This window comes from Methanobrevibacter sp. TLL-48-HuF1, from assembly GCF_023617305.1.
GTDB classification, from domain to species: Archaea; Methanobacteriota; Methanobacteria; order Methanobacteriales; family Methanobacteriaceae; genus Methanocatella; species Methanocatella intestini.
Map to the genome: position 1 here is coordinate 1560527 of NZ_CP081485.1, position 26423 is coordinate 1586949.

Consider the following 26423-nt stretch of genomic DNA (forward strand, 5'->3'; position numbering starts at 1 on the left):
TATATTATTATCATTATTATCAAAAGATGGTGATTTCTTGAAAAATAATTACAAGCTAAAATCTTTTAAAGATAAAAAAGATGCCGAGAAAGTGCTTTTAGACTCTAGAAAACGCATTGATGAAATTGATAATGAAATTTTTGATTTAATTTGTCAGAGAACTTCATTTGCTATGGATATAGCCCTTGCAAAGGACTATATTGGTATGCCTGTATATGATAAGAAAAGAGAGGATTCAATTCATAAAAAAATTGAGAAGTTATCTGAAAAAAACCATATTGATGTTGATATTAGTAATCAAATCATGGATATGCTAACTACATTAAGTAAAAATGAGCAAAAAGAAATTTTAAGGAGGAATGTTAATGGGTAATATTAGAACTTCATTTGTTAAACGTTTAGCAAAAGAACTTATAGAAACTCACAAAGGTGTTTTCACTACTGATTTTGATCAAAATAAAAAATTAGTTATGGAATATTCTACTGTAAGTACTAAACATTTAAGAAATAAAATCGCAGGATATGTTACAAGACTTGTGAGATTAGAACAAACTCAAGAATAAGTCTTTTTCATTTTTTTTTAATTTTTTTATTATTATCATTATTTTGTTCAATTTTAGTATTCTACTTTTTTTAATTTTAGTCTTTTGTAGCCTATTTTAAAAGTTTATTAATGTGTTTATTCATATAAATAATTAGGTATTTTTGTTTATTCAAAAATCTAGTGAAATTTTTATGGAAATAGGTGAATATTAATGGATTTGATAGTAGCAAAATTCGGAGGTACATCGGTTGGAGATGGCTCCAGAATTAGAAAAGCAGCGCAATCTGTGGTAAATGAATATATGAAAGGCAATCAATTAGTTGTAGTTGTTTCTGCAGTTAATAATTCAACTGATGAGTTAATTGAATTGTCTACTGAAGCTATTGGTGGAGGTTTAACTGATAAGCAAAAGGCAGAAATAATGGCTATGGGTGAATTAACTAGCTCAAGATTATTTGCTGCAGCTATTGAATCTTTAGGTGTGAAGGCAGAATTTATTGATCCATACAATGATAAATGGCCGGTTATAACAGATTCTAATTCACTCAATGCCAAAATTGATTTTGCAACAACTGATAAAAAATGTGATGGAATAAAAGATCTTATTAGTCAAGGTATTATCCCAGTTATTTGCGGATTTTTAGGAAAAGGCCCTAGTGGTGAAATTACAACTATTGGGAGAGGTGGAAGTGATGTAACTGCATTTTTACTTGGCCATTGTTTAGGTGCTAATGATGTAGTTATTGTTACTGATGTTGATGGAGTAATGTCAACTGACCCCAATAAAATAGAAGAAGCTGAATTATTAGATGAAATTTCTGTTGAAGAAATGAGAGATTTAGCTACTCATGGAGCACAGGTTTTACATCCTCATGCTCTAAAATATAAAGACCCATTGATAAGTGCAAAAATTATCAACTTCAATAATGGTGATTTAAGTGCTAAAGGTACAAAAATAACTGGTCCTTTTGAAGGAGACATGTTAAAGACAGTATCTTTATATAAAAATCCTATTTCTGTCATTGCTATTGTTGGAGAGGAAATGCTTAAGAAAGTGGGACTTTTAGCAAATTTAACTTCATGCCTTGCAGAAAATAAAATTAATATATTTGGCATTTCAGCAGGTCAGAATTCTATAACAACCTTTGTAGAAAAAAAGGATTCTGATAAAGCATATCATTTATTGCACAGTTGGGTAATTGATGAAGATGTTTTAAGTTCATTATCTCTTGGTGATGATACAGCTATGATTACTGTAGTTAGTCCTGAGTTTATTGATGAACCGGGCATCATTTCTAATATTACAAACCCGCTTAGGAAAAACAATATCAACATTGTTGAGATATCTTCTTCTCAAACTGCTGTGGTATTATTTGTCGATTGGAAAGATGGTGAAAAAGCACTTGAATTAATTAAAGAGGTTTTAAAATGAATTTTGAAGGAACATATGTTGCAATGATAACTCCATTTACTGATGATGGGAAAATTGATGAAGAAGGATTTAGGTCCAATATTAATTATTTGATTGATAAAGGTGTAACTGGTTTGGTTGGTGCCGGAACTTCTGGTGAATCAGCTACATTAACTCATGATGAACACAGAAAAGTAGTAGAAATTTTAATTGATGAAGTTGACGGCAGAGTTGAAACAGTAGCAGGATCAGGCAGTAATTCTACACATGAAGCTATTGAATTAACTAAATCTGCAGAAGAATTAGGTGCTGATGCTGCTTTAGTAATCACCCCTTATTATAATAAACCACAACAGCATGCATTGATTAAACATTATCAGGCTATTAGTGATGTAACTGATATTCCGATTATAGCATATAATGTTCCGTCACGTACTGGTGTGGACATAAGTGTTGAAACTATTGTGGAATTAGCTAAAATTGATGGTATTGATGCAGTTAAAGAAGCTAGTGGAAGCATAGATAAAGTATCTAAACTTTATAAAGCTTTAACAAAAGAAGGTCTTGAAGAAGATTTCAATATATTGTCTGGTGAAGACGGTTTAACTTTACCTATTATGGCTTTGGGAGGAACTGGTGTAATTAGTGCATCAGCTAATGTGGATCCTAAAAGGATGGTTTTAATGGTTGACAGTATATTGAATGATGATTATACCAGAGCTCAAGAGCTTCATTACGAAATGATTAATGTAATTGATGCTCTTTTCATTGAAAGTAATCCAGTACCTGCAAAAACAGCAATGAATATAATGGGTCTTCCTGCAGGACCTCTTAGGGCACCATTAGCAGATATGAAAGATGAAAATGTTGAAATTCTCAAAAAAGCTTTAAAAGAAGCAGATTTAATTTAAGTTGGTAATATTATGATTAAAGTAGCAGTCACTGGAGCAGCTGGAAGAATGGGCTCCGGTATTATTAGAAAAATAACACAGCAAGATGATATGGAAGTAGTTGCAGCTATTGAAATTCCTAACTCTCCATTAGCTGGAGTGGATGCAGGTATTCAAGCTGGTGCTGGTGAACTTGGAGTTAAAATTGTCGGTGCTGAAAAATTAGAAGAAACATTAAAAGAATCTGAAGCAGATGTTTTAGTTGATTTCACTATAGCTCATGCAGCAGTGGAAACAGTTAAAAAAGCTACTACATGTGGTGTTAATGTTGTAGTGGGCACTACTGGTTTTACTGATGAACAAATGGCTGAAAATATTAAAAATGTAAAAGACAATGATGTAAAAGCAGTTATTTCATCTAATATGTCTATTGGGGTAAATGTATTTTTCAATACTTTGAAAAAATTAACTCCTGTCTTAAATGATTTTGACATTGAAATTATTGAAGCACATCACAATCAGAAAAAAGACGCTCCATCTGGAACTGCAATGACTGCATTTGAAGTAATAGCTAATGAACTTGACCGTGACCCTGAAGAAGTAGGAGTTTATGGAAGACAGGGAATGGTCGGTAAAAGAACCAAAGAAGAAATAGGTTTACATGCTATTCGTGGTGGAGACATTGTTGGAGACCATACTGTAATGTTTGTTGGTGATGGTGAAAGAATAGAATTTACTCACCGTGCTCACACAAGGGAAGTTTTTATTGCGGGGGTAATTAGAGCTATCAGATACATTCCAGATGCTGAATCTGGTATTGTAAGTAGTATGAATGATGTTTTAGGATTAGAATAGGTGTTATCTATGGTAAATGTTGGTATACTTGGTGCAACTGGAATGGTTGGTCAAAGATTTATCCAATTACTTGATAATCATCCAGATTTTGAAATTACAGCATTAGCAGCATCTTCAAGATCTGCAGGTAAAAGATACGAGGATGCTACTACATGGTATCTTGATAATGAAATGCCTGAATCTGTTAAAGATATTATTGTAAAAGAAACTGATGCTGATGCAATGGATAATGATGTGGATATTGTATTTTCATCTCTTCCAACAGAATTTGCAGCTAAAGTTGAAAAAGATTTTGCTAGGGATTATGTTGTTGCAAGTAATGCTAGTGCTCACAGGATGAAGAAAAATATTCCTTTAGTTATTCCTGAAGTTAATCCAGAATATTTAGACATGATTGATGCTCAGCAAAAGGAAAATAACTGGGATGGATTCATTGTAACTAATCCTAATTGTTCAACTATTGCTTTAACTTTATCATTAAAACCTATTGTTGATAATTTTAATGTAGATGCAATTAGGGTTTCAACAATGCAAGCAGTGTCAGGTGCAGGATATAATGGTGTACCTTCTATGGCTATTGTTGATAATCTTGTTCCTTATATTGGTAATGAAGAAGAAAAGATGGAAAGTGAAACATTACATCTTTTAGGTAATTATGATGGGGAAAAAGTTTCTGATGCTGATTTTAAATTAAGTGCTTCCTGTCATAGAGTTCCGGTTATTGATGGTCATACTGAAGCAGTATTTGTTGAGTTGGATGATGACTTTGATATTAACGATGTTAAAGATAAAATGGCTAATTTCAAAGCATTGCCTCAAAAATTAAATTTATTCTCTGCACCTAAAAATCCAGTCATTGTTAAAGAAGAAATTGATCGTCCTCAACCAAGAATGGATAGAAATGCAGGTAATGGTATGTCTGTTTCAGTTGGAAGGTTGAGAAAAGACAAAGTATTTGATAATAGTTTTAAATATGTGTTAGTTGGACATAATACAATTCGTGGAGCTGCTGGAGCTTCTGTATTAAATGCTGAATTAATTAATGATAAAATACTCTGATTTTATCATTTTTATTTTTTTATTTTTCCTAATATTTTTCTTATTTTTAAGATAATTTCTGTTTACTTTTAGTTTTAATTTTTGATGATGTTTAGAGTTTAATTTAAATAGTATGAATTTCATAATACTTTATTAGTTATAATATTTGAATTTTTATTATTCAACTAGATATTGGGATAAAAATTTTTAAATTAAGGGATAACATGGAATTAGGTGCTGGTATTGAAAATGAAACATTACAAAATTTAATTCGTGATTGTCTATTAGAGTTAAACAGGCTTAAATTCAATTTAACTGAATTGGAAATAGCTAAAGCTAAAGATACCACTCCTCAGAAGATTCAGGAACTTGAAAATCATATTCTTAATAAAGAAAAAGAAGTTTCTCTTATTAAATTTAAAGCTGAGGATGAAATTAATCTTTTGAAAAAACAACTAGATGAAAAAGATGCTCTAATTAAAAATCAAGAAGATAGAATTTATGAATTAGATTATGTAAATAATTCTCTTGATGAAATTAAAGAATATTTTGCAGAACAATTGAGGGATTATAAGAAAAAAGAGCTTGCTGAAGTTAATGAAAGATTAAATGAATCTTTTAAAAGTATTGCTGAGAAAGAGGCTCAAATTAACATGCTTTCAAGAACTATTGATGATTATAAAATTCAGGTTATTAAATTGGAAAATAATGCTGAATTTAAAAGTAAGATTTCTAATCTTGAAAGAGAAATTGAATATAAAAATAATGAGTTATCTGAAAAAAATAACATAATTACTGCTAAAGAAAATGAAGTATCTCTTTTAAGAGAATCTACTATTCCTAAAGATAATTATATTAATCTTCAAAAAGAATTATCTCTTTTAAGAGAATCTACTATTCCTAAAGAGGATTATATTAATCTTCAAAGGGAATTATCTTCTAAAGATGATAAGATTAAACGTTTGGAAGAAATTAACAATTTCTTTAATGAGCTTCAGGAAGAACAGGAAGCTTATGAAACTATGGACAGGACTCCCCCATTTAGGTTGGAGAAAAAGCGATTTAATAAAAAATAATCTCTTTTTTCAATCTTTTTTTAGAAAAGCTCTAACTGGTGAAGCTTCTGCTTCAATATTTAATGGAATAAAGAATGAGTTATAGTTGGTTTTATTTAAATCATCACAATTTGTTATATTTTCAACAATCCAAACATTATTTTCAAGTAATTTTTTATGAATTGTATTTTCTCCATATTTATCAACTGAGCATGTATCTATTGCAATCCCTTTAATATTTTTTTCTATAATCATGTCAGCTAATTCATTAGAGATGTAAGGATTTTCATAGAAGTACTTTTTACTGCCAAAATATTCGCCCCATCCTGTGATTATTATAGCTATCTTTTCTTTTGAATTTTTTAAATTACAATTTTTAACTAAAATTTCCTTACTTTTACTTTCAACGTAATTTATGCTAGCTTCACCAATAAAATTTTCTAGAGGCAACTGGGATATTTTTTTCCCATTTGTGATGTAATGGAATGGTGAATCCATATGTGTCCCTGTATGAAGTCCAGTTTCTAATTTAAACAATGTGGAACTGTCTGTTTCATCAGCTTTCTTAAAATAATCAAGTTTTGTTTTGGGATCTCCAGGGTATTCTGGAATTTCATTTTTTAGTTTGTATGTGAGGTCAATATATTCCATTTTTTTACAACCGATAAGTATTTATATAACCTTAAACTCATTATATGGTAGAAGGGTTATTCAACAATATAATTATTTTTCATGTTGATATTTAAACTGTTCTATAAATAATAAATTAATTTTAAAAGGTGATTTTAATGGCACAAGGTGGACAACCAATTTTTATTTTACCTGAAGGAACAAACAGGTCCGTCGGAAGAGATGCTCAAAGAAACAATATTTTAGCAGGAAAAGTACTTGCTGAAACTGTAAGAACCACATTAGGTCCAAAAGGAATGGACAAAATGTTAGTGGATGGACTTGGAGATATTGTTGTAACCAATGATGGTGTTACAATCTTAAAAGAAATGGATATTGAACATCCTGCAGCTAAAATGTTGGTGGAAGTAGCTAAAACTCAAGAAGACGAAGTTGGAGATGGAACTACTACTGCAGTAATTATTGCTGGAGAATTATTGAAAAAATCCGAATCTTTATTAGATCAAGATATTCACCCAACAATCATTGCAATGGGATACAGACAAGCAGCTGAAAAAGCACAAGAAATTTTAGATGATATTGCAATTGATTCAGTTGATGAAGAAACTTTAGTTAAAGTAGCTATGACTGCTATGACTGGTAAAGGAACTGAAGCAGCACGTGAACCATTAGCAAAATTAATCGTAGATGCAGTTCAAAAAGTAGCTGAAGATGGTGTAGTAGACACTGACAACATTAAAATTGAGAAAAAAGATGGTGCTGTTGTAGAAGATTCTACTTTAGTTGAAGGAGTAATTGTTGACAAAGAAAGAGTACACCCAGGTATGCCTTCTGAAGTTAAAGATGCAAAAATCGCATTAGTTAACTCTCCTCTTGAAGTAAAAGAAACTGAAGTTGATGCAGAAATCAGAATAACCGACCCTGCTCAAATGCAAGCTTTCATTGAACAAGAAGAAAAAATGGTTAAAGATATGGTAGATAAAGTAGCTGAATCTGGTGCTAATGTATTATTCGCACAAAAAGGTATCGATGATTTAGCACAACATTACTTATCTAAAGCAGGTATTTTAGCTGTAAGAAGGGTTAAAAAATCAGATATTGAAAAATTAGCTAGAGCTACTGGTGCTAATGTAGTAACTAATTTAGAAGATTTAACTGCTGACGACTTAGGTGAAGCAGGTATTGTAGAAGAAAGAAAAGTATCTGGCGAAGAAATGATCTTTGTAGAAGAATGCAGTGTAGCTAAATCTGTAACTTTATTCGTAAGAGGAAGTACCAAACACATTGTTGATGAAATCGTAAGAGCTATTGAAGATGCAATTGGTGTTGTAGCAGCTACTGTTGAAGATGACAAAGTTGTAGCTGGTGGAGGAGCTCCAGAAATTGCAATGGCTAAAAAACTCAAAGATTATGCTGATTCAATCAGTGGAAGAGAACAATTAGCAGTTAATGCATTTGCAGAAGCTTTAGAAATTGTTCCTAAAACCTTAGCTGAAAATGCAGGTTTAGACAGTATTGATTCATTAGTAGACTTAAGAGCTGCTCATGAAAACAGTGCTGTAATGGGATTAGATGTATTTACTGGTAAAGTAGCAGATATGAAAGAAGCTGGTGTAATTGAACCTAAACGTGTCAAAAAACAAGCTATCCAATCTGCTTCTGAAGCAGCTGAAATGATTTTAAGAATTGATGATGTAATCGCATCTAGCGGTAAAGGTGACGCTGACATGGGCGGTATGGATCCTGCTGCTATGGGCGGTATGCCTCCAATGATGTAAATTTAAAGAAATTATTTAATTTCTTTTTTTCTTTTTATTTTTTTAAGGTATTATCTTGCAAACCAAACGACTTATTTTTAAAAATTCAACTGGAGATAGGGCATATATCTATGAAAACTCCATAGTAGTTGAGTTTGGAGTTTGCAGAAATGGAATTTCAACATCTGAGTTAAATGGCGGATACAAAAAAAATTTTAAAATAGCTTTTAATCATTATTTATCTCAGGAAAACATTGATTTTTTAGAAAATCATAGTGTAAATGATTATTTAGTTAGACAAAGCGGAATTTTGGGAATTGATCCTAAATTTACTACAGGTCTTTTAACTTCTGCGCAAATGGAAAATGCATGCGTTGTTACAAAACAGTATAGGAACTTGGAAGTTAGTGCAATAACTACTGCCGGTGTAAGAGTAAATGCCTCAAGAGCAGGGGACAGTGCAAGTTATTATGAGGAAAATGGAGACTTTCAATTCGATGTTGGAACAATTAATGTAATTATTTTAACTAATGTTTGTTTAGAGCCAGGAACATTGGCTAATGGATTAGTAACAGCTACTGAAGCAAAAACTGTTGCTTTAAATAATTTAAGAATTCCCAGCCAGTTTTCAAATGGATTTGCAACAGGAACTGGAACTGATGGAATAGCTATTTTTTCAAATTCAGAATCTGATAATATACTGTCTAATGCAGGAAAACATTCAAAACTTGGAGAATTAATAGCTAAATGTGTTATTGAATCAATAAGTGAAGCTATTAAAAGACAAGTCTGGATTACAAAAGAGTCACAATGCAGTGTTTTAGCTCGATTAAGAAGGTATGATTTGGATATTAACGAATTTTATAAAAACATAACTGATAAAGAAGAGTTTATAAGATTATTGCAGGCGGCTGCAAGAAAACAGGAAAATGTAGCTATAACCACTTCAATTTTACATTTAATTGATGAAGTTGAAAATAATTTATTGGATAAGAAAATAGCTTATAACTTGGCAGATTCTATTTTAGAAAATAATTGCAGTGATTACTGTATTTACAGGCTTTTAAAATTTTGGATTGATAAATTTTTAAGTTAATTTTTTATAATAATAATTAGTAATGATATTGTATGATAAGATTAGCAGGCATAAGAGACATTAACGGAATCAACAGGTTATTGCTTCAGGTTCAAAAGGTTCATTCAAATATTCGTTCTGATTTATTTAAAGAGGGCGGAAAAAAGTATAGTGATTCTGAACTTGAGGAAATTGTAAAAAATAGTGAAACACCAATATTTGTTTGTGAATTAGATAATAAAATAGTAGGTTATGCGTTTTGTGTTGTAATCAATCATCATAATGAAACTTCTTTTTGCAATCATAAAACCATTTATATTGATGATTTGTGTGTTGATGAAAAAACAAGACATGAAGGAATTGGAACTGCATTGTATGAGTATGTTTTAGAGTATGCAAAAAGTATCGGATGTTATAATCTTACTTTAAATGTTTGGGAAGGCAATGACAGTGCTATGGATTTTTATAAAGGCAGGGATATGAAAATTCAAAAGGTATGTATGGAAAAGATTTTATAAAACTTAAATATTTTAATACTTCTTTGAACATATTTATAATTGATGTTAAAATTTAGCTGAAAAATTGAATGTTTTTAGGAGTTTTTAATATGGTTGCTTTTGAAAGAATAAAATCCGGTATTCCGCAACTAGACGAAACCTTAGATAATATTCGTTTAGGGGATAATGTAGTATGGCAGGTTTCTAATCTGGATGAATTTTTATATTTTGTCAAACCTTTTGTTAAACAGGCTTTAAAAGATAATAGAAACCTGATTTATGTAAATTTTGGTCAGCATGAGCCGTTAATAGATATGACTGCTGATGATTTCTTAAAATTGGATGTTGAAAAAAATAATCCTGAAACAGAATTTGCTATGATTGAACGTGACGGGATTAAAATTTATCAGGTAGATCCAAACAAGCAATTTGAACCTTTTACTTTGGAAGTTCATAATATTATTACAAAAGAGGGAAGGGATGCTTTTTATGTATTTGACTGTTTGTCTGATTTACAGGCAGCATGGTCTACAGATTTGATGATGGGAAATTTCTTCAGAGTAACATGCCCGTATTTATTTTCTCTTGATACAGTAGCTTATTTTCCAATTATTAGAGGTAAACATTCCTTTGAAGCAATAGCTAAGATTCGTGAAACAACACAACTTTTTTTAGATTTATATTCTCATAAAGATGATGTATATTTACATCCGTTGAAAGTATGGAACAGATATTCTCAAAATATGTTTTTAGGCCATAAATATGAAACTAAAAAAGAAGTTTTAACAACATTAACTGATGGTTTGGAAGTAAGTAATTTTTATAAAGTTGTTAATCGGGCAGCTGATTATCATAATGAGCAGAACAGTGATAGCTGGGAAAGATTCTTTGAATTAACCAAGTTACAATATGAAAACAATGAAGACATATCTGAAAAATGTGATTTAATGTGTAAAATGCTCATGACTAAAGATAAAAATATGATTGAAAAAGTTAAAGAGTATTTTTCCCCACCTGATTATTTTTCAGTTTATAACCGTGTTGTTGGCAGTGGTATGATTGGAGGTAAAGCATGCGGGATGCTGCTTGCACGTAAAATCATAGAACATGACCGTCCGGATATTTATGCTGATTTCGAACCGGATGATTCATTTTATATCTGTTCTGATTTGTTTTATACATATATTGTTTCAAATGATTTATGGGATATTAGGGTAAAACAAAGAACTAAAGAAGGTTATTATGAAGCTGGAAAAGAACTTGAAAAAGGTTTGAAAAACGGTACATTTTCTGATGATATCCGTGAGAAGTTTAGACGGCTTCTGGATTATTTCGGTCAAAGTCCGATTATTGTAAGATCAAGCAGTTTTTTGGAAGACGGTTTTGGAAATGCTTTTGCCGGAAAATATGAATCAGTTTTCTGTGTTAACAGAGGATCTCTTGAAGAACGTCTGGAAGCTTTTGAAGAGGCTGTTAAAACAGTATATGCAAGTACAATGAACATATCTGCTTTAGAATATAGAAGCTTAAATGATTTGGATGATAATGATGAACAGATGTCTTTACTTGTTCAGAGAGTATCCGGGTCTTATTATCAGGATTATTTCTTCCCTTCTGCAGCAGGAGTTGGATTTTCATATAGTCCATATTCTCCATTGCCGGATATGGGGCATAATGGTGGAATGTTAAGATTGGTTATGGGTTTAGGTACAAAAGCAGTAGATAGAACTCAAAGAGATTATCCGCGTATTGTTAATTTAGACAAACCGAAAGCTATGGATGTACCAAGTGTTGTTGAGAGACATAAACATTCCCAACATTATTTGGATGTTTTAGATTTAAAAAATATTAAAGTAAGTGAAATTTCTGTTGATGAAGGTGTTGAAGTGGTTCCAGTTTATGCAAAAAGAGCAGTGGTGGAACATGATACTGATGCAGAGCGCAGATTCCGTGAAAGAGGTCAAAGAAGGGAGGTTACTTTTGTAAACTGTAATGGTTTAGTTAACAATGACAGATTTACGTCACTGATGAGGGAATTACTTCAAACTTTAGAGGCAGCTTATGAATACCCTGTTGACATTGAATATACAGTAAATGTAGGTCAGGAAGGTTCTTTTGTTATTAATTTATTGCAGTGCAGGCCTCTGCAGGTTGCAACTACTAAAGAAGCTATTGAAATTCCTCAGGATAAAGGAGAAGTATTTTTCCATATTAAAAATTCTTCAATGGGAAGATCAAGAAAACAGGACTTTGATATTTTAGTTTATGTTGACCCGCATAAGTATTATGAATATCCTTTTACTAAAAAAGCTTCATTGGCTAAATTAATAGGTGCCATTAACAGTTATTGTAAAAATCATAATAAGGAAGCTATGTTAATTGTTCCTGGAAGGTTAGGTACTTCTTCACCGGAACTTGGAATTCCAGTAGTATTTGCAGATATCAGCAAATTTTCAGCTATTTTGGAAGAGTCATATAGTGAAGTGGGTTATGTTCCTGAATTGTCCTTTGGAAGTCATATGTTTCAGGATTTAGTTGAAGCGGATATTTATTATGGAGCTATTTTTGAAAACAGCAACAGATTAGATTTCAATAAAAATTTATTTAAAGATTATCCGAATAAATTATGTGAATTTATTCCGGAATTTGATAAAGAATTGTATGATATGGTTAAAATTTTTGAATTCAGTAAAAACAAGCTTGAGTTTTATCATGACATGAAAAATGATGAGAGTATTTGTATTATAGATAGTAAATAAAATTTAGAAAAATTTAATATATGTCAAAGATTATAATAAAACATATTAAAAAATAAGGTGATTATTTATGAGGATTAAAGAAGATTTAATTAACAAAGAAGTGCTTGACGGCGGTGCTGATTTAATTGGTAAAGTTATTGATGTTGTAATGGATAAGGATACATTTGAAGTAACTGATTTGGTTATTAAAAAAACAGGCATCACAGATCAAATTAAAGCTGGCGGAGAAAATGTTGTTCCTAGTGAACTTGTAAAAGTCATTGGGGATAAAATTTTACTTAAAAGTGATGATGATATTTAAATTTCGGTTATTTAGATGATTACTAAGGAATATTTAATTAATTTGTTAAAAGAAAACGGTGTTTTCTTAAAAGGGGATTTCACATTATCTTCTGGTAAGAAAAGTGATTATTACATAAATATGAAAAAAGCTATTACAGAGCCGGAAATCTTATCAACAATAGCTAAATTAATCACAAAATCCATTAGTGAAGATAATATTGATAAAGTAGCAGGTCCAGCACTGGGAGCTGTTCCAATAGCTACTGCAGTTTCTCTTGAATCTAACATTCCATTGTTAATGATTAGAAAAGAGAAAAAAGGTTACGGAACTTCTAAACTTATTGAAGGTGAATTAAAAGAAGGTGATGATGTTATTGTTGTAGAAGATGTTACAACTACTGGCGGATCATTGCTTAAAGCTATTAAAGCTATTCAAGACAATGGAGGAAATGTAAAAAGAGCTTTTGTTGTTGTTGATAGGCAGGAAGGAGCTATTGAAGCTTTTGATAGTGAAGGTATTAAATTAGAACCTTTAATAACTGTTGATGAATTTTTTTAATTAAAAAAAGATGATGAATGGTTAAGTTCATCATTTTCAAATTTTTATTTTTTTGCATGGAATACTAGATGAGGGAATTCATCTATTATGATGTTAGATGCTGTTTTAACTGCATTAGGAGAGCCAGGCATGGAAAAGATTACTGTTTTTTTATATACTCCTGCAGTTGCTCTTGAAATAAGTGCTCCTGAACCGATTTCTAAGAAAGATTGATGTCTGAAAATTTCACCAAAACCTTCAATTTTTTTATCAAAAAGTTCCTCTACAGTTTCAACAGTTATATCTCTACTGTCTAGTCCTGTTCCACCTGTTGTTAAGATAACATCAATATTTTTATTAATCATTTCTTTAATGGTTTTAATTAATGATTCTTTATCATCAGGTATTATTGTTTTGGATTTTAATGTGTATCTTTTTGATATTTCATCTGCAAGATATTGTCCTGATAGATCATCCTTATCCGTAGTGATGCTGTCACTTAGTGTTATTACACCACAGGCAATATCATTAGATGATAATTTTTTATGTTTTTCGGTTGTTTCACTTTTCATAATTAATCCCCTTTATTATGCAGTTATTGTCATCATCTCTTTTATTTTTTCGTATTCCTCATGATTTTTTAATAGTAAATCTGTAGGGTAGTATAATGAGCCATAACTGTCAGATTCACACATAACTAATTTACTTTTGCATAAAATCTCTAAATGGTATTCAATGGTATTATAATCCATATCTATGATTTTTGCTATTTGACTTCCATTATATGGACGTACAAGCAGTAAATCAACAATTTTTGCAGAAGTTTTCCCTCCTTTTCTTTTTAAAAAGATTTGATGAAGTAGCTTGTTGATTGTCATTGTTTTTCATCTCCACTCTTTTATCTGATTGTATAGTAATTTTCCCCATTTTAATCCGTCTTGACTTTTATCAATCAGAATTTGTGAGTCATCGTAGTGACCATCTTTAAAAAATAATGTAAGTGACATAAACTCTTCTCCCAATGTTAAAAAGCTTTTTAAAGGATTTTTTATGCTAATTATTTTCACATTTTCATTATTAATTAGCCATTTTTCAAATAATGGATTTCTATGAATTAATGCTAGTATTTCTTGGTGGGTGATTAATTCAAGTTTATGCAGTGTTTTTTCTTGTATTAATTGAACAATGTTCCTCAAATGGTTTTCTGAAAAAATAGGTAAAGTTATTTTTAATTCTTCGGCATTTTCAATTAATTTGCTGTAGCTATTGTAAGCTTTTGATAGATTGCTTGTTGTAGAAGTTATGCATTCTGCATTTCTTAAAAGATAAATGTTTTTGAGATTTTCTTGGGGAATGGCTGTTAAATCATGGATATTCCAAAAATCTTCATTTTTGTTAGTTGCATACCAATTATCAATTAATTTAATCATGTTGGTGGTTAACAGATAACCGTTTGATGTTAATTGATAATATTTTTGAACTTTTTTAACAAAATTTAAATTTTCCAATTCCTTTAAACCATGCAGTATTGTTGCTGATGGCTTTTCTAGTTCTATTCGTAAATCATCTAAATTTTTTGATTCATTATAAATACTTAATAATAATTTTGTCCGCATAGTTGATGTAAGTATGTATTTTATACCTTGATATTCTTCTTTCAACTCATTTTTAATTTTTGTTGCCATAATAATCACCAGTTTGCTTTCACATTTTCAAAGAGATTATTCGCCCATTTTATGGCTTGTTGGTTTTCAGATGTTAAAAGTCTATTTTGATCAAAGCTACCGTCATTTTTAAAAAGTCCTAAATTAGTATTTTTATCAGATATAATCAAATATAAGTTTAAATTATCTTTTAACTCATGTACTTTTAAACATCCGTTTTCAATACTTCTCTTTTTAATTTCCGGGTCTATACTGTCTATTAAACTTTCAAAAATTTCATCATTTATTATTAATTCAACATTACCTCCTTTTTGTAGTACCTGTTCAATAATAACAGGATAATCGGGATGTAAATATGGGAATATTGCTTTAATGTTATATGACATTAATAGCTGCCCTTTTATTGTATTGTGAGTTTTATAAATGTCAATTGGGGTTGTTTTAATTAATTGGGAATCATGTAAACTGGTTATATTTTTCAATGAGTCTAAATTAATCTGTTTTACATCATGTTTATCCCAAAATTCATCAAATTGATCTATTAATTTTATTGCATTTTTAAACTCCAATATTATATTCAAGTACATTTTTGTTGTTTGAGTTAAATAATATTTGTTTTTTATTTTTTGGATATATTTTTCTTGCTGTAATTTGTGGAGATTACTTGATAGGGTGCTATAAGTTATTTGTGTTGTATTGACTAATTCTTTTATATTTTTAGGATTTTTATTCAGTACGTTTAATATATGGAGTCTTATTCCAGACTTTGTTAAAAATTGTATTTTTTGATTCATGTTTTCTAATTTTGTTGACATCATTTTTGTCTCCTTTAATTTTCAATTTGTACTTCAATTTTCAATTTTTGTACAATAATTGTATAATATCAAGTTTCTTATACAGATTTAAATAGATTTTTCAAATTTTCATCAAATTTTCCTCCAATTTGTTCCCAATTTTCCTCCAATTCTTTAATAAAATTTTTGAACACTTATATCTTTTTTAAGCTATTTTTAAGAATTTTTTGTACACTTTGATGTAAATTTTAATTATTTTGTTAATTAGTTAATAACTTAATTATAACTATTTTTTCAATGATTTAATCCGATTTGGCAATATTTATTAATTTTTAAAATCATAATAAAAATCATGGAAATTTATTTTGTTTTAGATGCATCTGCTTTTATCAATGGTTTTGACTTGGAATCAGATAATAATTATACTGCTCCGGAGATTACTCAGGAAGTTAAAGATTTTGAGTCAAAATTAACATTGGATATGGCTATTAGAGATGGAAAATTAATTATTCGGGATGTTGATGAAAAATATATTGATGAGGTTAATGAAATTATATCAGAATCTGGTGATGTTCTACGTTTGTCTGCTCCAGATAAAAAATTAATAGCTTTAGCTTTAATGCTTAAAGACGAAGGTAAAAACATTAAAGTTATAAGTGATGATTACACTATACAGAATACTTTAAAAATTATTAATATTCCTTATTCCGGAATCCTAACTGAAGGGATTAAAGGTGTTTACAATTGGAAAAAGATTTGTGAAGGTTGTAAAAAAGAATTTGATGAGAATTATCCTTTTGATGATTGTGATGTTTGTGGGTCTAGAATATTTAAAAAAAGAATAAAATTATAATTGGTGTTTTTATGAAAATTGGTGTAGTAGTTCATGGACCTAATATTATTGATTCGAATTGGGCTTTAAAGTTAATTGATTTATTGTCTGGATATGGTGAGGTTTCAGCTAGATTAGGTGGAACTATGGGAAGAACTGCAGTTATTGACAAGTCTTTAGAAGATATCATTGACATATCTAAAAAATTAGTTCCAAGTGACTCTTTAAAATTATTTAATGATGCAAATGCGGATGTTATATTTTTAATAAACTATGGAAAATCCAGAGTGACAGGCCAGGTTTTTGGTTATAAAGTTTATAATCATTATTTATTAAAAGTAGCTGAAAATAACATTCCACTAATTCAAATTGAAAGGCCAGGTGAAATTGATGGCAGTATAATCTCTTGGAATGGAGATAATAATGCTTTAATCAAAGATCTGTCTCAAAAATTAGATTTGAATATTGTTACTCCTGAAGAAATTTATAATAATCATTTTAAGCAGGATAAAATAGATGATGGTAAAATTCAAAGAATTGTGCATGGTGTTAGTCCTGATGAGAATATAATGGTTAACAGTATGGTCATTGGTAAATCTAAGAGTGATAAAGTTACATTAATAGCTAAAGATGGTTATATTACAGATATTATTGGTGGAACTATAAAAGAGCATGGTGTTGAAAAATTAGGAAAAGTTGATTTGGAAAATGCTATTGTAAAAACGGGGCTTTTAAGAAAGTCTAAAGTAAAACCCAGAGTTGTAGAAAAAAACAAATCAGCAGATATTTTTAAAATAGCTTTTTTAGACCATGCTGGAGAAGATGTTTATCAATTTAAAGATGCTGATTTGGTTGTTACGGTTGGAGATGATACTACATTAATAGCTTCTGATATTTTGTACAGATTTAATATTCCAATTATTGGCATTACTGATGGGGATTTGGATAAAGTTGTTGAAGATGGTTTCAAAGCTAAAAATTCCATAATATTTGAATTTGAAAGTGGAACTGATGATATTGTCGGTGAAAAAATACATGAATTGATTTTTAAAAATGAAAAGATTTTAATCAGGCCTAGAAACTCTAAAAATATTGATGAAATTCATGGTGAAATCATTAAAATAACAAATCTTTTAAATTGTAAATATAATATTATAACTATCTAAAAAAGAATGAGGGAAGGTGTTTTTATTTCAGATTTTAAAAACCTTGTAAAGGCAATTCAGGAATTTGAAGGAGTAACTCGTAAAGCTTCTATTGATACTGTAACATCTCTTTTAACTGAATCTTATAATGTTTCAGGTGATGTTGTAATTGATATTGGTGATGATGCTTCAGCTATTGATATTGGAAATAATCAAGTAGTTTTAGTAGCTGCAGATGGTATATGGGGTCAAATAATGAATGTTAACCCATATTGGGCAGGTTATTGTTCTGTTCTTGTTAATGTAAATGATATTGCAGCTATGGGTGGAAAACCATTGGCTATGGTTAATATAATGTCAATAAAACATGATGAAATTTATGAAGAATTATTGGCAGGTATTAAAGATGGTTGTTTGAAGTTTGGTGTACCTATGGTTGGAGGTCATCTACATCCTGATGGTGAAGTTGATTCTTTGGGAGTAGCTATTGTGGGAATTGCAAAGAAAGATAAATTAATCACTAGTTTTGGGGCAGAAGTAGGTGATAAAATCATTGTTGCTATTGATTTAGATGGTAAACCTCATGAAATGTTTGCACTAAATTGGGATACTACATATGATAAGGACAAACAATTAGTTCAAGATCAAATTACAGCAGTTCAATATTTAGCTGAAAAAGATTATATTAAATCTGGAAAAGATATCAGTAACCCTGGTATTTTAGGAACTTTGGAAATGTTACTTGAAACATCTGTTAAAGGAGCAATAGTAAATTTAATGGATATTCCAAGAAATAAAAATATTGAATGGGAAAATTGGTTAAAATCATATCCTGGTTCTGGTTTTGTATTTACTGCTGATGAGGAAAATTGTGATTTTATTAAAGAGTATTTGAAGGATTATTCTATTGAAGCTAATGTTGTTGGCGAAATTACTGGTGACTGTTCCTTGTATTTAGTTAATGGTGATGGTGAAAAATTGGAAGTTTTTAATCAAAAAACAAATCCAGTTTTCAAGTTTAAAAAAGAGTAATTATTTTTATAAGCTTTAAAATTTATATATTAATTAAAAAATTCTTTTTGGGAGATTATATGTTAATAAAAATTAATGGAAAAGAAATGAATGTGGCAGAAGGTTCTACAATTCAGGATGTTATTGATGAATCTAATGCTCCATACACTCCCGGCAGTATTATCTGTTTAATTAAGGGTAAAAAAGAGCTTGAAAAAAATGTTAGCAAGTTTAGAATTAAAACAACACAAGGATCTGTTATTTTAGAACTTCTTGATACTAAAGAAGCACAGCCTTTAGTTGATGTCTGGAAAAAACAGTATAAAGATTTTGAAAACTTATCTGTTAGATGGTCAACTTCAAATGAAGTAGCTATTGGTCCTGTTGTCACTGATTTGAAACCTACTTCTGATGAATATAAATATTATGAGGGGGATGTTGTTTTAAGTTTATCTAGTTTTAGTAATGAGTCAACACATTTAATTCTTATTAAGGAAAACACCACTAATGTTTACAGTGTTCCTCCATTTAATAAAGGAATATTTGCAAAGGTAATTGGTGGTAAAAAAACTTTAAACTTACTAACAGATGATGATGAAGTAAAAGCTATTGAGCCTATTATTGAAAGAAGTACAACTACAGATTCATCTGCTGTATCTGATTTAGACACTGTTTTAAAAGAGGGCAATGAATTATTTACTTATGTTTCACTGGAAGTGGATAATAATTCTCCAGTTTCTGTTGAGCATCTGTTTTCAATTATTAAAGACGGCAGAATTAAAGTTGATTTTGAATCAGAATCATTTTTAGGATTTTATGATTTGAAAGGGATAGATAAACCTAAAGAAAATGTTGCTTCCAGAACAAGAGGAAGCATAACTGTTAGAAACAGTGGTGTAGGTGTTGGAAAATTATATATTTATAGGGAAAGTAGAGTTTTAAGTCCAAATCACACCAATGTAGGTAAAATCATAAATGGTATGGAAATTATTGATATAGCTAAAAAAGGAGAGTTTATAACTGTTAAATCTAATCAGGATAGACTGATGTTACTTGGTCATAATCAAAATGAAATTGATGAAAAATTAGCTAGTTTAAATATTGAACATGTTAAAGAGGGAGTGACTGGGGAAGATGCTTTAATTGTAGAGCAAACTCCAAAATACACGATTGATATTTTAAATGAAGGAAAAGTAACAACCAAATCCATTCATAAAGATGATTTATGTGAAATTGACTTTACTGAAAATGCTTCAAGAACTGTAAAATACTTTAAATTAGTGTCAGGTCTTTTAGAAGAGCCAATTGGTAAAATTAAAGTTCATTTTTCAGTACCTGGGATGCATATATTAATATTTGAAGGAGATTCAAATATTTCAAAAGGACTTGTTCCAGAAAATACTCCTGAAAATATTGTAAAAGCATGTGAAATTGGTGTAACTAATATGTCTGCAAAAAATGTTGGTTTAATTGGAGTAAGATTTGAAGATAATAAGGAATTTGGGCCAACTGCAGAATCATTTAGTTCAACTAACATTGTTGGTAATGTTGTTTCTGATTATTCCAAACTTGAAAAATTTAAAGATGGAGAGATAGTTTATGTTAAGGAATTTAACGATTAGTCCTGAATTGGATAAAGAAGATTGGGATCCTGATGTAATTACTCGTATGATTATAATTGCTCCTGGAGCTCATGTTAGTGAAAGTGAAATTGTTAATGAGTTACATATGCTTGATTTACCTCTTACAATAAAAAATACCTGTTATGGTTCTATGGTAAGTGGAAAAACAAAGGATGTTTTTGAAGCGATTCGTGAAATAAGAAAATTGGATCCGAATCACATTTTCACAAAAGAGAGAGGTTTTGCTCCTGGGGATCCTAGAAGATGCAGGGGCCACAGATTTGGACCAAGGGAAGGTTTCCACCAGATGGAAAATGAATACAGATTGCTTGGTGATGTGGCAGATGCTTTGGAAAATCCTCGTGATGTAAAAGTTGCGGTTGAAAAACCAATTGATGTTGATGAATTTAAAAAAATTATGAATGAATGTTTAGAAAATAATAATGATAGGTGAAAAAACATGGTGAAAGTAGCTATTTATCCTCCAAATTCATTAATCTTAGCAGATTTAATTGAAAGGAAAGGTCACACTCCTTTAGTTCTTCAAAAACAAATAAGACAAAAAATTAAAGATCCTGAAATTGATTCTCCTCCTATGAATATTACTGAAGAAGACCCAATTAAAGGTCTTAAATATGCAGCTATTGAAGTTCCTTCAGGTGTTCGTGGAAGAATGTCTATTATAGGTCCTTTAATAGATGAAGCTGAAGCAGCTATTTTAGTTGATGGTGCTCCATTTGGTTTTGGTTGTGTAGGTTGCGCTAGAACAAATGAACTGTCCATATTCCTGCTTAGGCAAAGGGATATTCCTATACTTGAAGTTACATATCCAAAAAATAGGGATGGGACATTTTTAATGGTAAATCAAATTAATGAGTTTTTAGACTCTCTTAAGGAGGAATAATAATGGTTAAAATTGCTTTAGTTTCATGTGGAACTGAATATAGTGGAATTCAAAAGGAAATTGAAAAAGCAGCCAATACTTTTGGTGCAGAAATTATTCTTCCGGAAATTGATTTGGATTATATTGATGAATCTTATGCCAAATTTGGATTTTCTGCTCAAAGTTCAAGTTTAAAGTTAATGATTGCAAGAGCGATGGCAATTGTTGAAGGAAGATGTAAACCTGATGCAGTATTCATCGCTTCTTGTTTTAGATGTGCAGAAGGAGCTCTTGTAAGAAATGCAGTGCGTAAATTCCTGCAGGATAATACTCGTATTCCTGTAGTTACATATTCATTTACAGAAAGAACAAAAGCAGATGAATTATTTATTCGTATGGAAGCATTAGCTACTACTGTAACCCGTAGAAGTATTCTTGCTCGTGAAAAACAGGAAGGTCTTACATTAGGTATTGATTCTGGTTCAACAACTACAAAAGTTGTAGCTATGGAAAATAATAAAGTTATAGGTACTGGCTGGACAGAAACAAAAGATATTATGGGTTCTGTTTATAAAGGTGTTGAAGAAGCTTTTGCTGATACTGAATATACAATTGATGATGTTGATGGAATTGGTACAACTGGTTATGGTCGTATTAATATTGGTAAACAATTAAATGCAGAATTAGTTCAGGAAGAGTTGTCTGTTAATGCAAAAGGTGCAGTATATTTAGCTGATCATCAAAAAGGGGAAGCTACTGTATTGGATATTGGGGGTATGGATAACAAAGTAATCACTGTTAATGATGGTATTCCTGATAACTTTACTATGGGGGGAATCTGTGCAGGAGCATCTGGAAGATTTTTAGATATGGCTTCCCGTCGTTTAGATGTTTCTATTGAAGAATTAGGACCTCTTGCTTTACAAGGGGATTACAGAAAAGCATTACTTAACAGTTACTGTATTGTTTTCGGTATTCAGGATTTAGTTACTACTCTTGCAGCAGGTGGTTCCAAAGCTGATGCTGCTGCCGCAACCTGTCATTCTGTAGCTGAACAAGTTTACGAACAGCAACTTCAGGAAATAGATTTAAGGGAACCTCTCATACAGGTAGGTGGAACATCATTAATTTCTGGACTTGTTGAAGCTGTTAGTGAAATGTTAGGTGGTATTGATGTTATTGTACCTCAATATTCTCAACATATTGGAGCGGTAGGTGCTGCTCTTTTAGTATCTGGAATGGGTCATAGGCAAGATAATAAATAGTCAAGAGTTGATTTGATGTTAGTAGAATGCTATGATGAAAAAGGCGCAGAAGTCTATGAAATGATTATTAAACAGATTTTTCAGGATTTGGTTCTTGGTCCTGCTGTTGAAGATTTAAAAGCTTTTGCTAACCCTGATGAAGCAGTTTTTATTTTAGCTATTAAAATGAAAAAGACTTCTGGTGTTATTAAATTTGGTGATGTGGCTAATTTCACTTATGATAAAAGCAATGATGTTACTAAAATATTTATTGAAAATGAAAATTATCTCCCAAATATTTTGAAGTTATTGTGGAGGAGATTTTCTAGAGATGAGCTTTATCAGCCGACCAGGTATAATATTGATCTTGAAGGAAATCAAATGGATCTGGAAGATTTGGTTGTTGATGATCCTCATTCAAATCTTCAAAGAAGAATTTATGATGCAATCTTTAGAATTTTGCCGGAAGGGTTTAAAATAATTAAAGATGTTTCTGTTGGGGATATTGTGGCTGTAATAGCTACTGATGAATTAATTAAAGATGATTGGATTGATAAAGCTAATGACTATATTGCAGAATTAAATAAAGGTTTATAGATAACTTTATAATATAGTTCGATTATATACAAACATAATTACAAGTAGGGGAGTGATGTTATATGAATGAACATAATGGTTCTAGATTTGCACACATAACTAAAGCACATCCATGTTTTAATGAAAAAGTGCATGATAAAGTAGGTAGAGCTCATGTACCTGTAGCACCAAAATGTAATATTTATTGTAATTTCTGTACTAGGAATATAAATGATGAAGAAAATAGACCGGGGGTTACTAGCTGTATAATGAAACCAGATGATGCTATTAGTCATATTGATGATGTAACTGCAGAAGGACCAATTTCTGTAGTTGGTGTAGCTGGACCTGGAGATTCTCTGGCTAATGAGGAAACTTTTGAGTTTTTTGAAAAGCTAGGTAAAACTCATCCTGATTTAATAAAATGCATGAGTACTAATGGTCTTTTACTTCCTAAATATGCAGATAAATTGGCTGAACTTGGAGTAAATTCTGTTACTGTAACAATTAATGCAATTGATCCAGATATAGCAATGGATATTTACTCATTTATTAAATATGAAGGGAAAGTTTACAAAGGCTATGAAGCTGCTGAAATATTAATTAAAAATCAACTTGAAGGTGTTGAAAAAGCAGCTAAAAATGGCATGGTTGTTAAAGTTAATTCTGTTTTAATTCCAGGATTAAATGATGAACATATTGTTGAGATAGCTAAAGAAGTTAAAAAACGTGGAGCTTCTTTAATGAATGTTTTACCACTTATTCCATTAAATAAAATGAAAATTTATAAACGTCCGGGATGTTCTATGATGGAAAAGGTTCGTGAAGAAGTTGAAGAAATTATTCCGGTATTTAGAGCATGTACCCAATGTAGGGCAGATGCTTATGGGATTCCTGGTAAAAAAAGTGAAGACCATCATTTAGGAATGACTCCTCAAAGTCATTACTAATTTTTCTTTTTTTCAATTTTTTTTATTGTTTTTATTTATTTTTTCAGCAGTAATTGTGTAAAATAATAAATATTTAAAGAAATAAAAGTTATTATATAGCTTAGATTTTTTACTTAATTTAAGAATTTAAGATATGTTTAATAGATATTTTGGTGTTAAAATATGGATAAGAAAATTGGAATTATCGCTTGTATAATAGTCATACTCGCAATTGTTGGTGTGGCGGCATACTCTGGCGTATTTGATGGGGAAAGTAAAGTAGTTAACGATGATAAGACATTAGTTGTTGGATTTGATGCAGAATTTCCACCATATGGTTACAAAGATGACAATGGGGATTATGTAGGTTTTGATTTAGATTTAGCACAAGAAGTTTGTGATAGAAACAATTGGACTTTAGTTAAACAACCTATTGACTGGGATGCTAAAGACAGTGAATTAGATTCAGGCAGTATTGATTGTATATGGAATGGATTTACCATGGATGGCAGAGAAGATCAATACACATGGTCTGACCCTTACTTTGATAACAAACAGGTTATTGTTGTTAAAAATGGTTCAGGTATTAATTCTTTAAGTGACTTAAAAGGTAAAAATGTAGAAACTCAAAAAGATTCATCTGCATTAGCTGCACTTCAAGGAGATCAAAAATCATTGGCAGATACATTTGGAAACTTAGTTGAAGTAGCTGATTATAATACTGCATTTATGGATTTGGAATCTGGAGCTTGTGATGCTGTTGCAGTTGATATTGGTGTTGCACATTACCAATTAAATTCAAAAAATAACACTGATGATTTTGTAATATTGAATGACAATATATCTTCAGAGCAGTATGGTATTGGATTTAAAGAAGGCAATACTGAATTGAGAGATCAAGTACAGTCTACTTTAGATGAAATGTTCAAAGACGGTACTGTTGATAAAATTGCTGATAAATACAGTGAATATGATATTAAAGATTCTCTTATAAGAAAATAAGTCAGGCGAATAATATATGTTATTAAGTACTGTAATAACAGAATTGTGTGGAGGTATGATTACCTCCATAGAAATTTTTTTACTTACGTTATTATTTTCACTTCCTCTTGGTCTTGTAGTGGCCTGGGGAAGAATGAGTAAGTTCAAACCATTAAGATGGTTAATGAAAGTGTATATCTCAATTATGAGAGGCACACCATTAATGTTACAATTAATTGTGGTATTCTTTGCACCATATTATATTTTTGGTGCTTCTTTATCTCCTGATTATAGGATGATATCTGTGATTATTGCTTTTTCAATTAATTATGCAGCATACTTTGCTGAAATTTACAGAGGCGGAATTGAAGCTATTCCTAAAGGGCAATATGAAGCTGCACAGGTATTAGGTTATAGTAAAATAGAAACATTTTTCATAATTATTTTACCTCAAGTCATTAAAATAGTTCTGCCTTCAATAACAAATGAAGTAATTACTCTTGTAAAGGATACATCTTTGTCTTTTGTAATAGCTATTCCAGAAATGTTCACAGTAGCTAAACAAATTGCTGCTTCAGAAGCTTCAATTATGGCATTGCTTATAGCAGGTGTATTTTATTATATATTCAATGTAATTGTTGCATTTGTAATGGAATATATCGAAGAAAAATTAGATTATTATGATTAGTGGGGAAATATCATGAGTTTATTAGAAATTAAAAATCTTAAAAAAAGTTTCGGTAAAAATGAAGTATTGAAAGATATTTCTCTTAAAGTGGATAAGGGTGAAGTTTTATGTATAATTGGACCATCAGGTTCAGGTAAATCTACATTACTTAGATGTATAACTAATTTGGAAACTCAGGATAGTGGAATCATTGATTTTGATGGAACCTTTGGTTTAGTTTTTCAGGATTTCAATTTATTCCCTCATCATTCAGTTATGAAAAACATTACTAATGCACCTATTAAAGTTCAAAAAAGAAATAAAGATGATGTTTATAGGGATGCTAGAAATTTACTTAAAAAATTAGATTTAAGTGATAAGGAAGATTCTTATCCATGTGAATTGTCTGGTGGTCAACAGCAAAGGGTTTCTATTGCAAGAGCTTTAGCAATGAATCCGGATATTTTATTTTTTGATGAACCAACATCAGCTCTTGATCCGGAGTTAACTGGTGAAATTTTAAAAGTAATAAAGGATTTAGCAGCTGAAAAGATGACTATGGTTATTGTTACACATGAAATGAGTTTTGCTAAAAAAGTTGCAGATACAATTATATTTATGGATGACGGTTTCATAGTTGAAAATGGAAGTCCTGAAGAAGTCTTTGCTTCTGATAATCCAAGAATGAAAGAATTTTTAGGAAAATTCTATGATTAATTGATATACAGGATTTTATCCTGTATC

At 30.5% G+C, this 26423-nt stretch carries 30 protein-coding genes; 25 read left to right on the plus strand and 5 right to left on the minus strand.

All coding sequences use genetic code 11. From position 1 onward, the window contains the following. Positions 1-37 precede the first annotated feature (37 nt). The 7 genes from K4897_RS07325 (at position 38) to K4897_RS07355 (ending at position 5814) form a co-directional block, all read left to right on the plus strand. On the plus strand, positions 38-373 hold the full coding sequence (locus K4897_RS07325; protein ID WP_019264724.1) for a chorismate mutase: 336 nt from the start codon (positions 38-40) through the stop codon (positions 371-373). Next, on the plus strand, positions 366-563 hold the full coding sequence (locus K4897_RS07330) for a 30S ribosomal protein S17e (RefSeq protein ID WP_011954113.1): 198 nt from the start codon (positions 366-368) through the stop codon (positions 561-563). Before K4897_RS07325 ends, K4897_RS07330 begins: the two co-directional genes overlap by 8 nt. 192 nt (positions 564-755) lie before the next feature. Then, positions 756-1976, plus strand: a complete 1221-nt coding sequence (locus K4897_RS07335) for an aspartate kinase (protein WP_019264723.1) — start codon at positions 756-758, stop codon at positions 1974-1976. Then, the gene (dapA, locus tag K4897_RS07340) at positions 1973-2866 is read left to right on the plus strand and encodes a 4-hydroxy-tetrahydrodipicolinate synthase (RefSeq protein WP_019264722.1); all 894 of its coding nucleotides are present in this window, start codon (positions 1973-1975) and stop codon (positions 2864-2866) included. The genes K4897_RS07335 and dapA overlap by 4 nt, the downstream gene beginning before the upstream one ends. A 12-nt stretch (positions 2867-2878) precedes the next feature. Next, complete coding sequence (dapB, locus tag K4897_RS07345) at positions 2879-3700, plus strand: 4-hydroxy-tetrahydrodipicolinate reductase (protein WP_250415879.1); 822 nt, start codon at positions 2879-2881, stop codon at positions 3698-3700. Positions 3701-3709: 9 nt separating this feature from the next. Continuing rightward, the gene (gene asd / locus K4897_RS07350) at positions 3710-4759 is read left to right on the plus strand and encodes an aspartate-semialdehyde dehydrogenase (protein WP_019264720.1); all 1050 of its coding nucleotides are present in this window, start codon (positions 3710-3712) and stop codon (positions 4757-4759) included. A gap of 203 nt (positions 4760-4962) precedes the next feature. Beyond that, on the plus strand, positions 4963-5814 hold the full coding sequence (locus tag K4897_RS07355; RefSeq protein WP_019265699.1) for a hypothetical protein: 852 nt from the start codon (positions 4963-4965) through the stop codon (positions 5812-5814). A 9-nt stretch (positions 5815-5823) separates the two neighbouring features. On the opposite strand, the gene K4897_RS07360 is transcribed toward K4897_RS07355, so the two are convergent. Continuing rightward, complete coding sequence (locus tag K4897_RS07360; protein ID WP_250415881.1) at positions 5824-6444, minus strand: cyclase family protein; 621 nt, start codon at positions 6442-6444, stop codon at positions 5824-5826. Positions 6445-6581: 137 nt separating this feature from the next. On the opposite strand from K4897_RS07360, the gene thsA reads away from it, so the two are divergent. The 6 genes from thsA (at position 6582) to pyrE (ending at position 13352) form a co-directional block, all read left to right on the plus strand. Beyond that, positions 6582-8201 carry a thermosome subunit alpha gene (gene thsA, locus K4897_RS07365; RefSeq protein ID WP_019264717.1) on the plus strand — a complete coding sequence of 540 codons (1620 nt, stop codon included), beginning with the start codon at positions 6582-6584 and terminating at the stop codon, positions 8199-8201. A gap of 55 nt (positions 8202-8256) precedes the next feature. Beyond that, positions 8257-9276 carry an adenosylcobinamide amidohydrolase gene (locus K4897_RS07370; protein WP_250415883.1) on the plus strand — a complete coding sequence of 340 codons (1020 nt, stop codon included), beginning with the start codon at positions 8257-8259 and terminating at the stop codon, positions 9274-9276. Positions 9277-9308: 32 nt separating this feature from the next. Continuing rightward, positions 9309-9773, plus strand: coding sequence for a GNAT family N-acetyltransferase (locus K4897_RS07375; protein ID WP_250415885.1), 465 nt, complete (start codon positions 9309-9311; stop codon positions 9771-9773). A gap of 68 nt (positions 9774-9841) precedes the next feature. Continuing rightward, positions 9842-12511, plus strand: a complete 2670-nt coding sequence (locus K4897_RS07380) for a PEP/pyruvate-binding domain-containing protein (protein WP_250415887.1) — start codon at positions 9842-9844, stop codon at positions 12509-12511. 67 nt (positions 12512-12578) lie between these two features. Further along, a complete protein-coding gene (locus tag K4897_RS07385) occupies positions 12579-12812 on the plus strand; it encodes a PRC-barrel domain-containing protein (protein ID WP_250415888.1) in 234 nt (77 codons plus the stop codon). A gap of 15 nt (positions 12813-12827) precedes the next feature. Continuing rightward, positions 12828-13352, plus strand: a complete 525-nt coding sequence (pyrE, locus tag K4897_RS07390) for an orotate phosphoribosyltransferase (protein WP_250415890.1) — start codon at positions 12828-12830, stop codon at positions 13350-13352. A 44-nt stretch (positions 13353-13396) separates the two neighbouring features. Here pyrE and K4897_RS07395 read toward each other — a convergent pair whose 3' ends face one another. The 4 genes from K4897_RS07395 to K4897_RS07410 are packed head-to-tail and all read right to left on the minus strand — an operon-like array spanning position 13397 to position 15813. After that, positions 13397-13903 (minus strand): molybdenum cofactor biosynthesis protein B, encoded by a 507-nt coding sequence (locus tag K4897_RS07395; protein ID WP_019264711.1) that lies wholly within the window; start codon positions 13901-13903, stop codon positions 13397-13399. A 15-nt stretch (positions 13904-13918) separates the two neighbouring features. Beyond that, positions 13919-14209, minus strand: a complete 291-nt coding sequence (locus K4897_RS07400) for a winged helix-turn-helix domain-containing protein (protein WP_019264710.1) — start codon at positions 14207-14209, stop codon at positions 13919-13921. A 6-nt stretch (positions 14210-14215) separates the two neighbouring features. Then, positions 14216-15016: a winged helix-turn-helix domain-containing protein gene (locus tag K4897_RS07405; protein ID WP_019267811.1), complete on the minus strand. Its 801-nt coding sequence runs from the start codon at positions 15014-15016 to the stop codon at positions 14216-14218. 5 nt (positions 15017-15021) lie between these two features. Next, positions 15022-15813: a winged helix-turn-helix domain-containing protein gene (locus K4897_RS07410; RefSeq protein WP_019264708.1), complete on the minus strand. Its 792-nt coding sequence runs from the start codon at positions 15811-15813 to the stop codon at positions 15022-15024. Between the two features lie 328 nt (positions 15814-16141). Between K4897_RS07410 and K4897_RS07415 the strand changes: the two genes are divergently transcribed. From K4897_RS07415 to K4897_RS07470, 12 genes are all read left to right on the plus strand, one after another. Continuing rightward, complete coding sequence (locus tag K4897_RS07415; protein ID WP_250415891.1) at positions 16142-16642, plus strand: type II toxin-antitoxin system VapC family toxin; 501 nt, start codon at positions 16142-16144, stop codon at positions 16640-16642. A gap of 11 nt (positions 16643-16653) precedes the next feature. Next, entirely contained in the window at positions 16654-17787 is a 1134-nt protein-coding gene (locus tag K4897_RS07420) for a DUF2117 domain-containing protein (RefSeq protein WP_250415893.1), read from the plus strand. A gap of 6 nt (positions 17788-17793) precedes the next feature. Then, positions 17794-18798, plus strand: a complete 1005-nt coding sequence (locus tag K4897_RS07425) for a methanogenesis marker 2 protein (RefSeq protein WP_250415895.1) — start codon at positions 17794-17796, stop codon at positions 18796-18798. A 59-nt stretch (positions 18799-18857) separates the two neighbouring features. Continuing rightward, positions 18858-20399, plus strand: coding sequence for a methanogenesis marker 3 protein (locus K4897_RS07430; RefSeq protein ID WP_019264704.1), 1542 nt, complete (start codon positions 18858-18860; stop codon positions 20397-20399). Further along, complete coding sequence (locus K4897_RS07435; protein ID WP_019266584.1) at positions 20377-20853, plus strand: methanogenesis marker 6 protein; 477 nt, start codon at positions 20377-20379, stop codon at positions 20851-20853. The genes K4897_RS07430 and K4897_RS07435 overlap by 23 nt, the downstream gene beginning before the upstream one ends. Before the next feature lie 6 nt (positions 20854-20859). Next, complete coding sequence (locus K4897_RS07440; protein WP_019266583.1) at positions 20860-21303, plus strand: methanogenesis marker 5 protein; 444 nt, start codon at positions 20860-20862, stop codon at positions 21301-21303. A 2-nt stretch (positions 21304-21305) separates the two neighbouring features. Beyond that, on the plus strand, positions 21306-22547 hold the full coding sequence (locus tag K4897_RS07445; protein WP_019264701.1) for a methanogenesis marker 15 protein: 1242 nt from the start codon (positions 21306-21308) through the stop codon (positions 22545-22547). Between the two features lie 15 nt (positions 22548-22562). Then, positions 22563-23123 (plus strand): methanogenesis marker 17 protein, encoded by a 561-nt coding sequence (locus K4897_RS07450; RefSeq protein ID WP_019264700.1) that lies wholly within the window; start codon positions 22563-22565, stop codon positions 23121-23123. Positions 23124-23185: 62 nt separating this feature from the next. Next, positions 23186-24052 (plus strand): radical SAM protein, encoded by an 867-nt coding sequence (locus K4897_RS07455; protein ID WP_019266582.1) that lies wholly within the window; start codon positions 23186-23188, stop codon positions 24050-24052. Between the two features lie 162 nt (positions 24053-24214). Further along, complete coding sequence (locus K4897_RS07460) at positions 24215-25033, plus strand: amino acid ABC transporter substrate-binding protein (protein WP_019264698.1); 819 nt, start codon at positions 24215-24217, stop codon at positions 25031-25033. A gap of 16 nt (positions 25034-25049) precedes the next feature. Continuing rightward, positions 25050-25700 (plus strand): amino acid ABC transporter permease, encoded by a 651-nt coding sequence (locus K4897_RS07465; RefSeq protein WP_019264697.1) that lies wholly within the window; start codon positions 25050-25052, stop codon positions 25698-25700. Positions 25701-25712: 12 nt separating this feature from the next. Next, positions 25713-26396 carry an amino acid ABC transporter ATP-binding protein gene (locus K4897_RS07470; RefSeq protein ID WP_019264696.1) on the plus strand — a complete coding sequence of 228 codons (684 nt, stop codon included), beginning with the start codon at positions 25713-25715 and terminating at the stop codon, positions 26394-26396. The last annotated feature ends 27 nt before the right edge of the window (positions 26397-26423 follow it).

Bases quoted from the DNA above. Each gene is read 5' to 3' on its own strand.
- K4897_RS07455 (WP_019266582.1), top strand. From the start codon at position 23,186: ATGAATGAACATAATGGTTCTAGATTTGCACACATAACTAAAGCACAT.
- dapA (WP_019264722.1), top strand. From the start codon at position 1,973: ATGAATTTTGAAGGAACATATGTTGCAATGATAACTCCATTTACTGAT.
- pyrE (WP_250415890.1), top strand. From the start codon at position 12,828: ATGATTACTAAGGAATATTTAATTAATTTGTTAAAAGAAAACGGTGTT.
- K4897_RS07435 (WP_019266584.1), top strand. From the start codon at position 20,377: ATGTTAAGGAATTTAACGATTAGTCCTGAATTGGATAAAGAAGATTGG.
- K4897_RS07450 (WP_019264700.1), top strand. From the start codon at position 22,563: ATGTTAGTAGAATGCTATGATGAAAAAGGCGCAGAAGTCTATGAAATG.
- dapB (WP_250415879.1), top strand. From the start codon at position 2,879: ATGATTAAAGTAGCAGTCACTGGAGCAGCTGGAAGAATGGGCTCCGGT.
- K4897_RS07355 (WP_019265699.1), top strand. From the start codon at position 4,963: ATGGAATTAGGTGCTGGTATTGAAAATGAAACATTACAAAATTTAATT.
- K4897_RS07440 (WP_019266583.1), top strand. From the start codon at position 20,860: ATGGTGAAAGTAGCTATTTATCCTCCAAATTCATTAATCTTAGCAGAT.
- K4897_RS07360 (WP_250415881.1), bottom strand. From the start codon at position 6,444: ATGGAATATATTGACCTCACATACAAACTAAAAAATGAAATTCCAGAA.
- asd (WP_019264720.1), top strand. From the start codon at position 3,710: ATGGTAAATGTTGGTATACTTGGTGCAACTGGAATGGTTGGTCAAAGA.
- K4897_RS07425 (WP_250415895.1), top strand. From the start codon at position 17,794: ATGAGGGAAGGTGTTTTTATTTCAGATTTTAAAAACCTTGTAAAGGCA.
- K4897_RS07420 (WP_250415893.1), top strand. From the start codon at position 16,654: ATGAAAATTGGTGTAGTAGTTCATGGACCTAATATTATTGATTCGAAT.
- K4897_RS07415 (WP_250415891.1), top strand. From the start codon at position 16,142: ATGGAAATTTATTTTGTTTTAGATGCATCTGCTTTTATCAATGGTTTT.
- K4897_RS07430 (WP_019264704.1), top strand. From the start codon at position 18,858: ATGTTAATAAAAATTAATGGAAAAGAAATGAATGTGGCAGAAGGTTCT.
- K4897_RS07400 (WP_019264710.1), bottom strand. From the start codon at position 14,209: ATGACAATCAACAAGCTACTTCATCAAATCTTTTTAAAAAGAAAAGGA.
- K4897_RS07395 (WP_019264711.1), bottom strand. From the start codon at position 13,903: ATGAAAAGTGAAACAACCGAAAAACATAAAAAATTATCATCTAATGAT.
- K4897_RS07335 (WP_019264723.1), top strand. From the start codon at position 756: ATGGATTTGATAGTAGCAAAATTCGGAGGTACATCGGTTGGAGATGGC.
- K4897_RS07465 (WP_019264697.1), top strand. From the start codon at position 25,050: ATGTTATTAAGTACTGTAATAACAGAATTGTGTGGAGGTATGATTACC.
- K4897_RS07380 (WP_250415887.1), top strand. From the start codon at position 9,842: ATGTTTTTAGGAGTTTTTAATATGGTTGCTTTTGAAAGAATAAAATCC.
- K4897_RS07410 (WP_019264708.1), bottom strand. From the start codon at position 15,813: ATGATGTCAACAAAATTAGAAAACATGAATCAAAAAATACAATTTTTA.
- K4897_RS07470 (WP_019264696.1), top strand. From the start codon at position 25,713: ATGAGTTTATTAGAAATTAAAAATCTTAAAAAAAGTTTCGGTAAAAAT.
- K4897_RS07445 (WP_019264701.1), top strand. From the start codon at position 21,306: ATGGTTAAAATTGCTTTAGTTTCATGTGGAACTGAATATAGTGGAATT.
- K4897_RS07405 (WP_019267811.1), bottom strand. From the start codon at position 15,016: ATGGCAACAAAAATTAAAAATGAGTTGAAAGAAGAATATCAAGGTATA.
- K4897_RS07330 (WP_011954113.1), top strand. From the start codon at position 366: ATGGGTAATATTAGAACTTCATTTGTTAAACGTTTAGCAAAAGAACTT.
- K4897_RS07460 (WP_019264698.1), top strand. From the start codon at position 24,215: ATGGATAAGAAAATTGGAATTATCGCTTGTATAATAGTCATACTCGCA.
- K4897_RS07385 (WP_250415888.1), top strand. From the start codon at position 12,579: ATGAGGATTAAAGAAGATTTAATTAACAAAGAAGTGCTTGACGGCGGT.
- K4897_RS07375 (WP_250415885.1), top strand. From the start codon at position 9,309: ATGATAAGATTAGCAGGCATAAGAGACATTAACGGAATCAACAGGTTA.
- thsA (WP_019264717.1), top strand. From the start codon at position 6,582: ATGGCACAAGGTGGACAACCAATTTTTATTTTACCTGAAGGAACAAAC.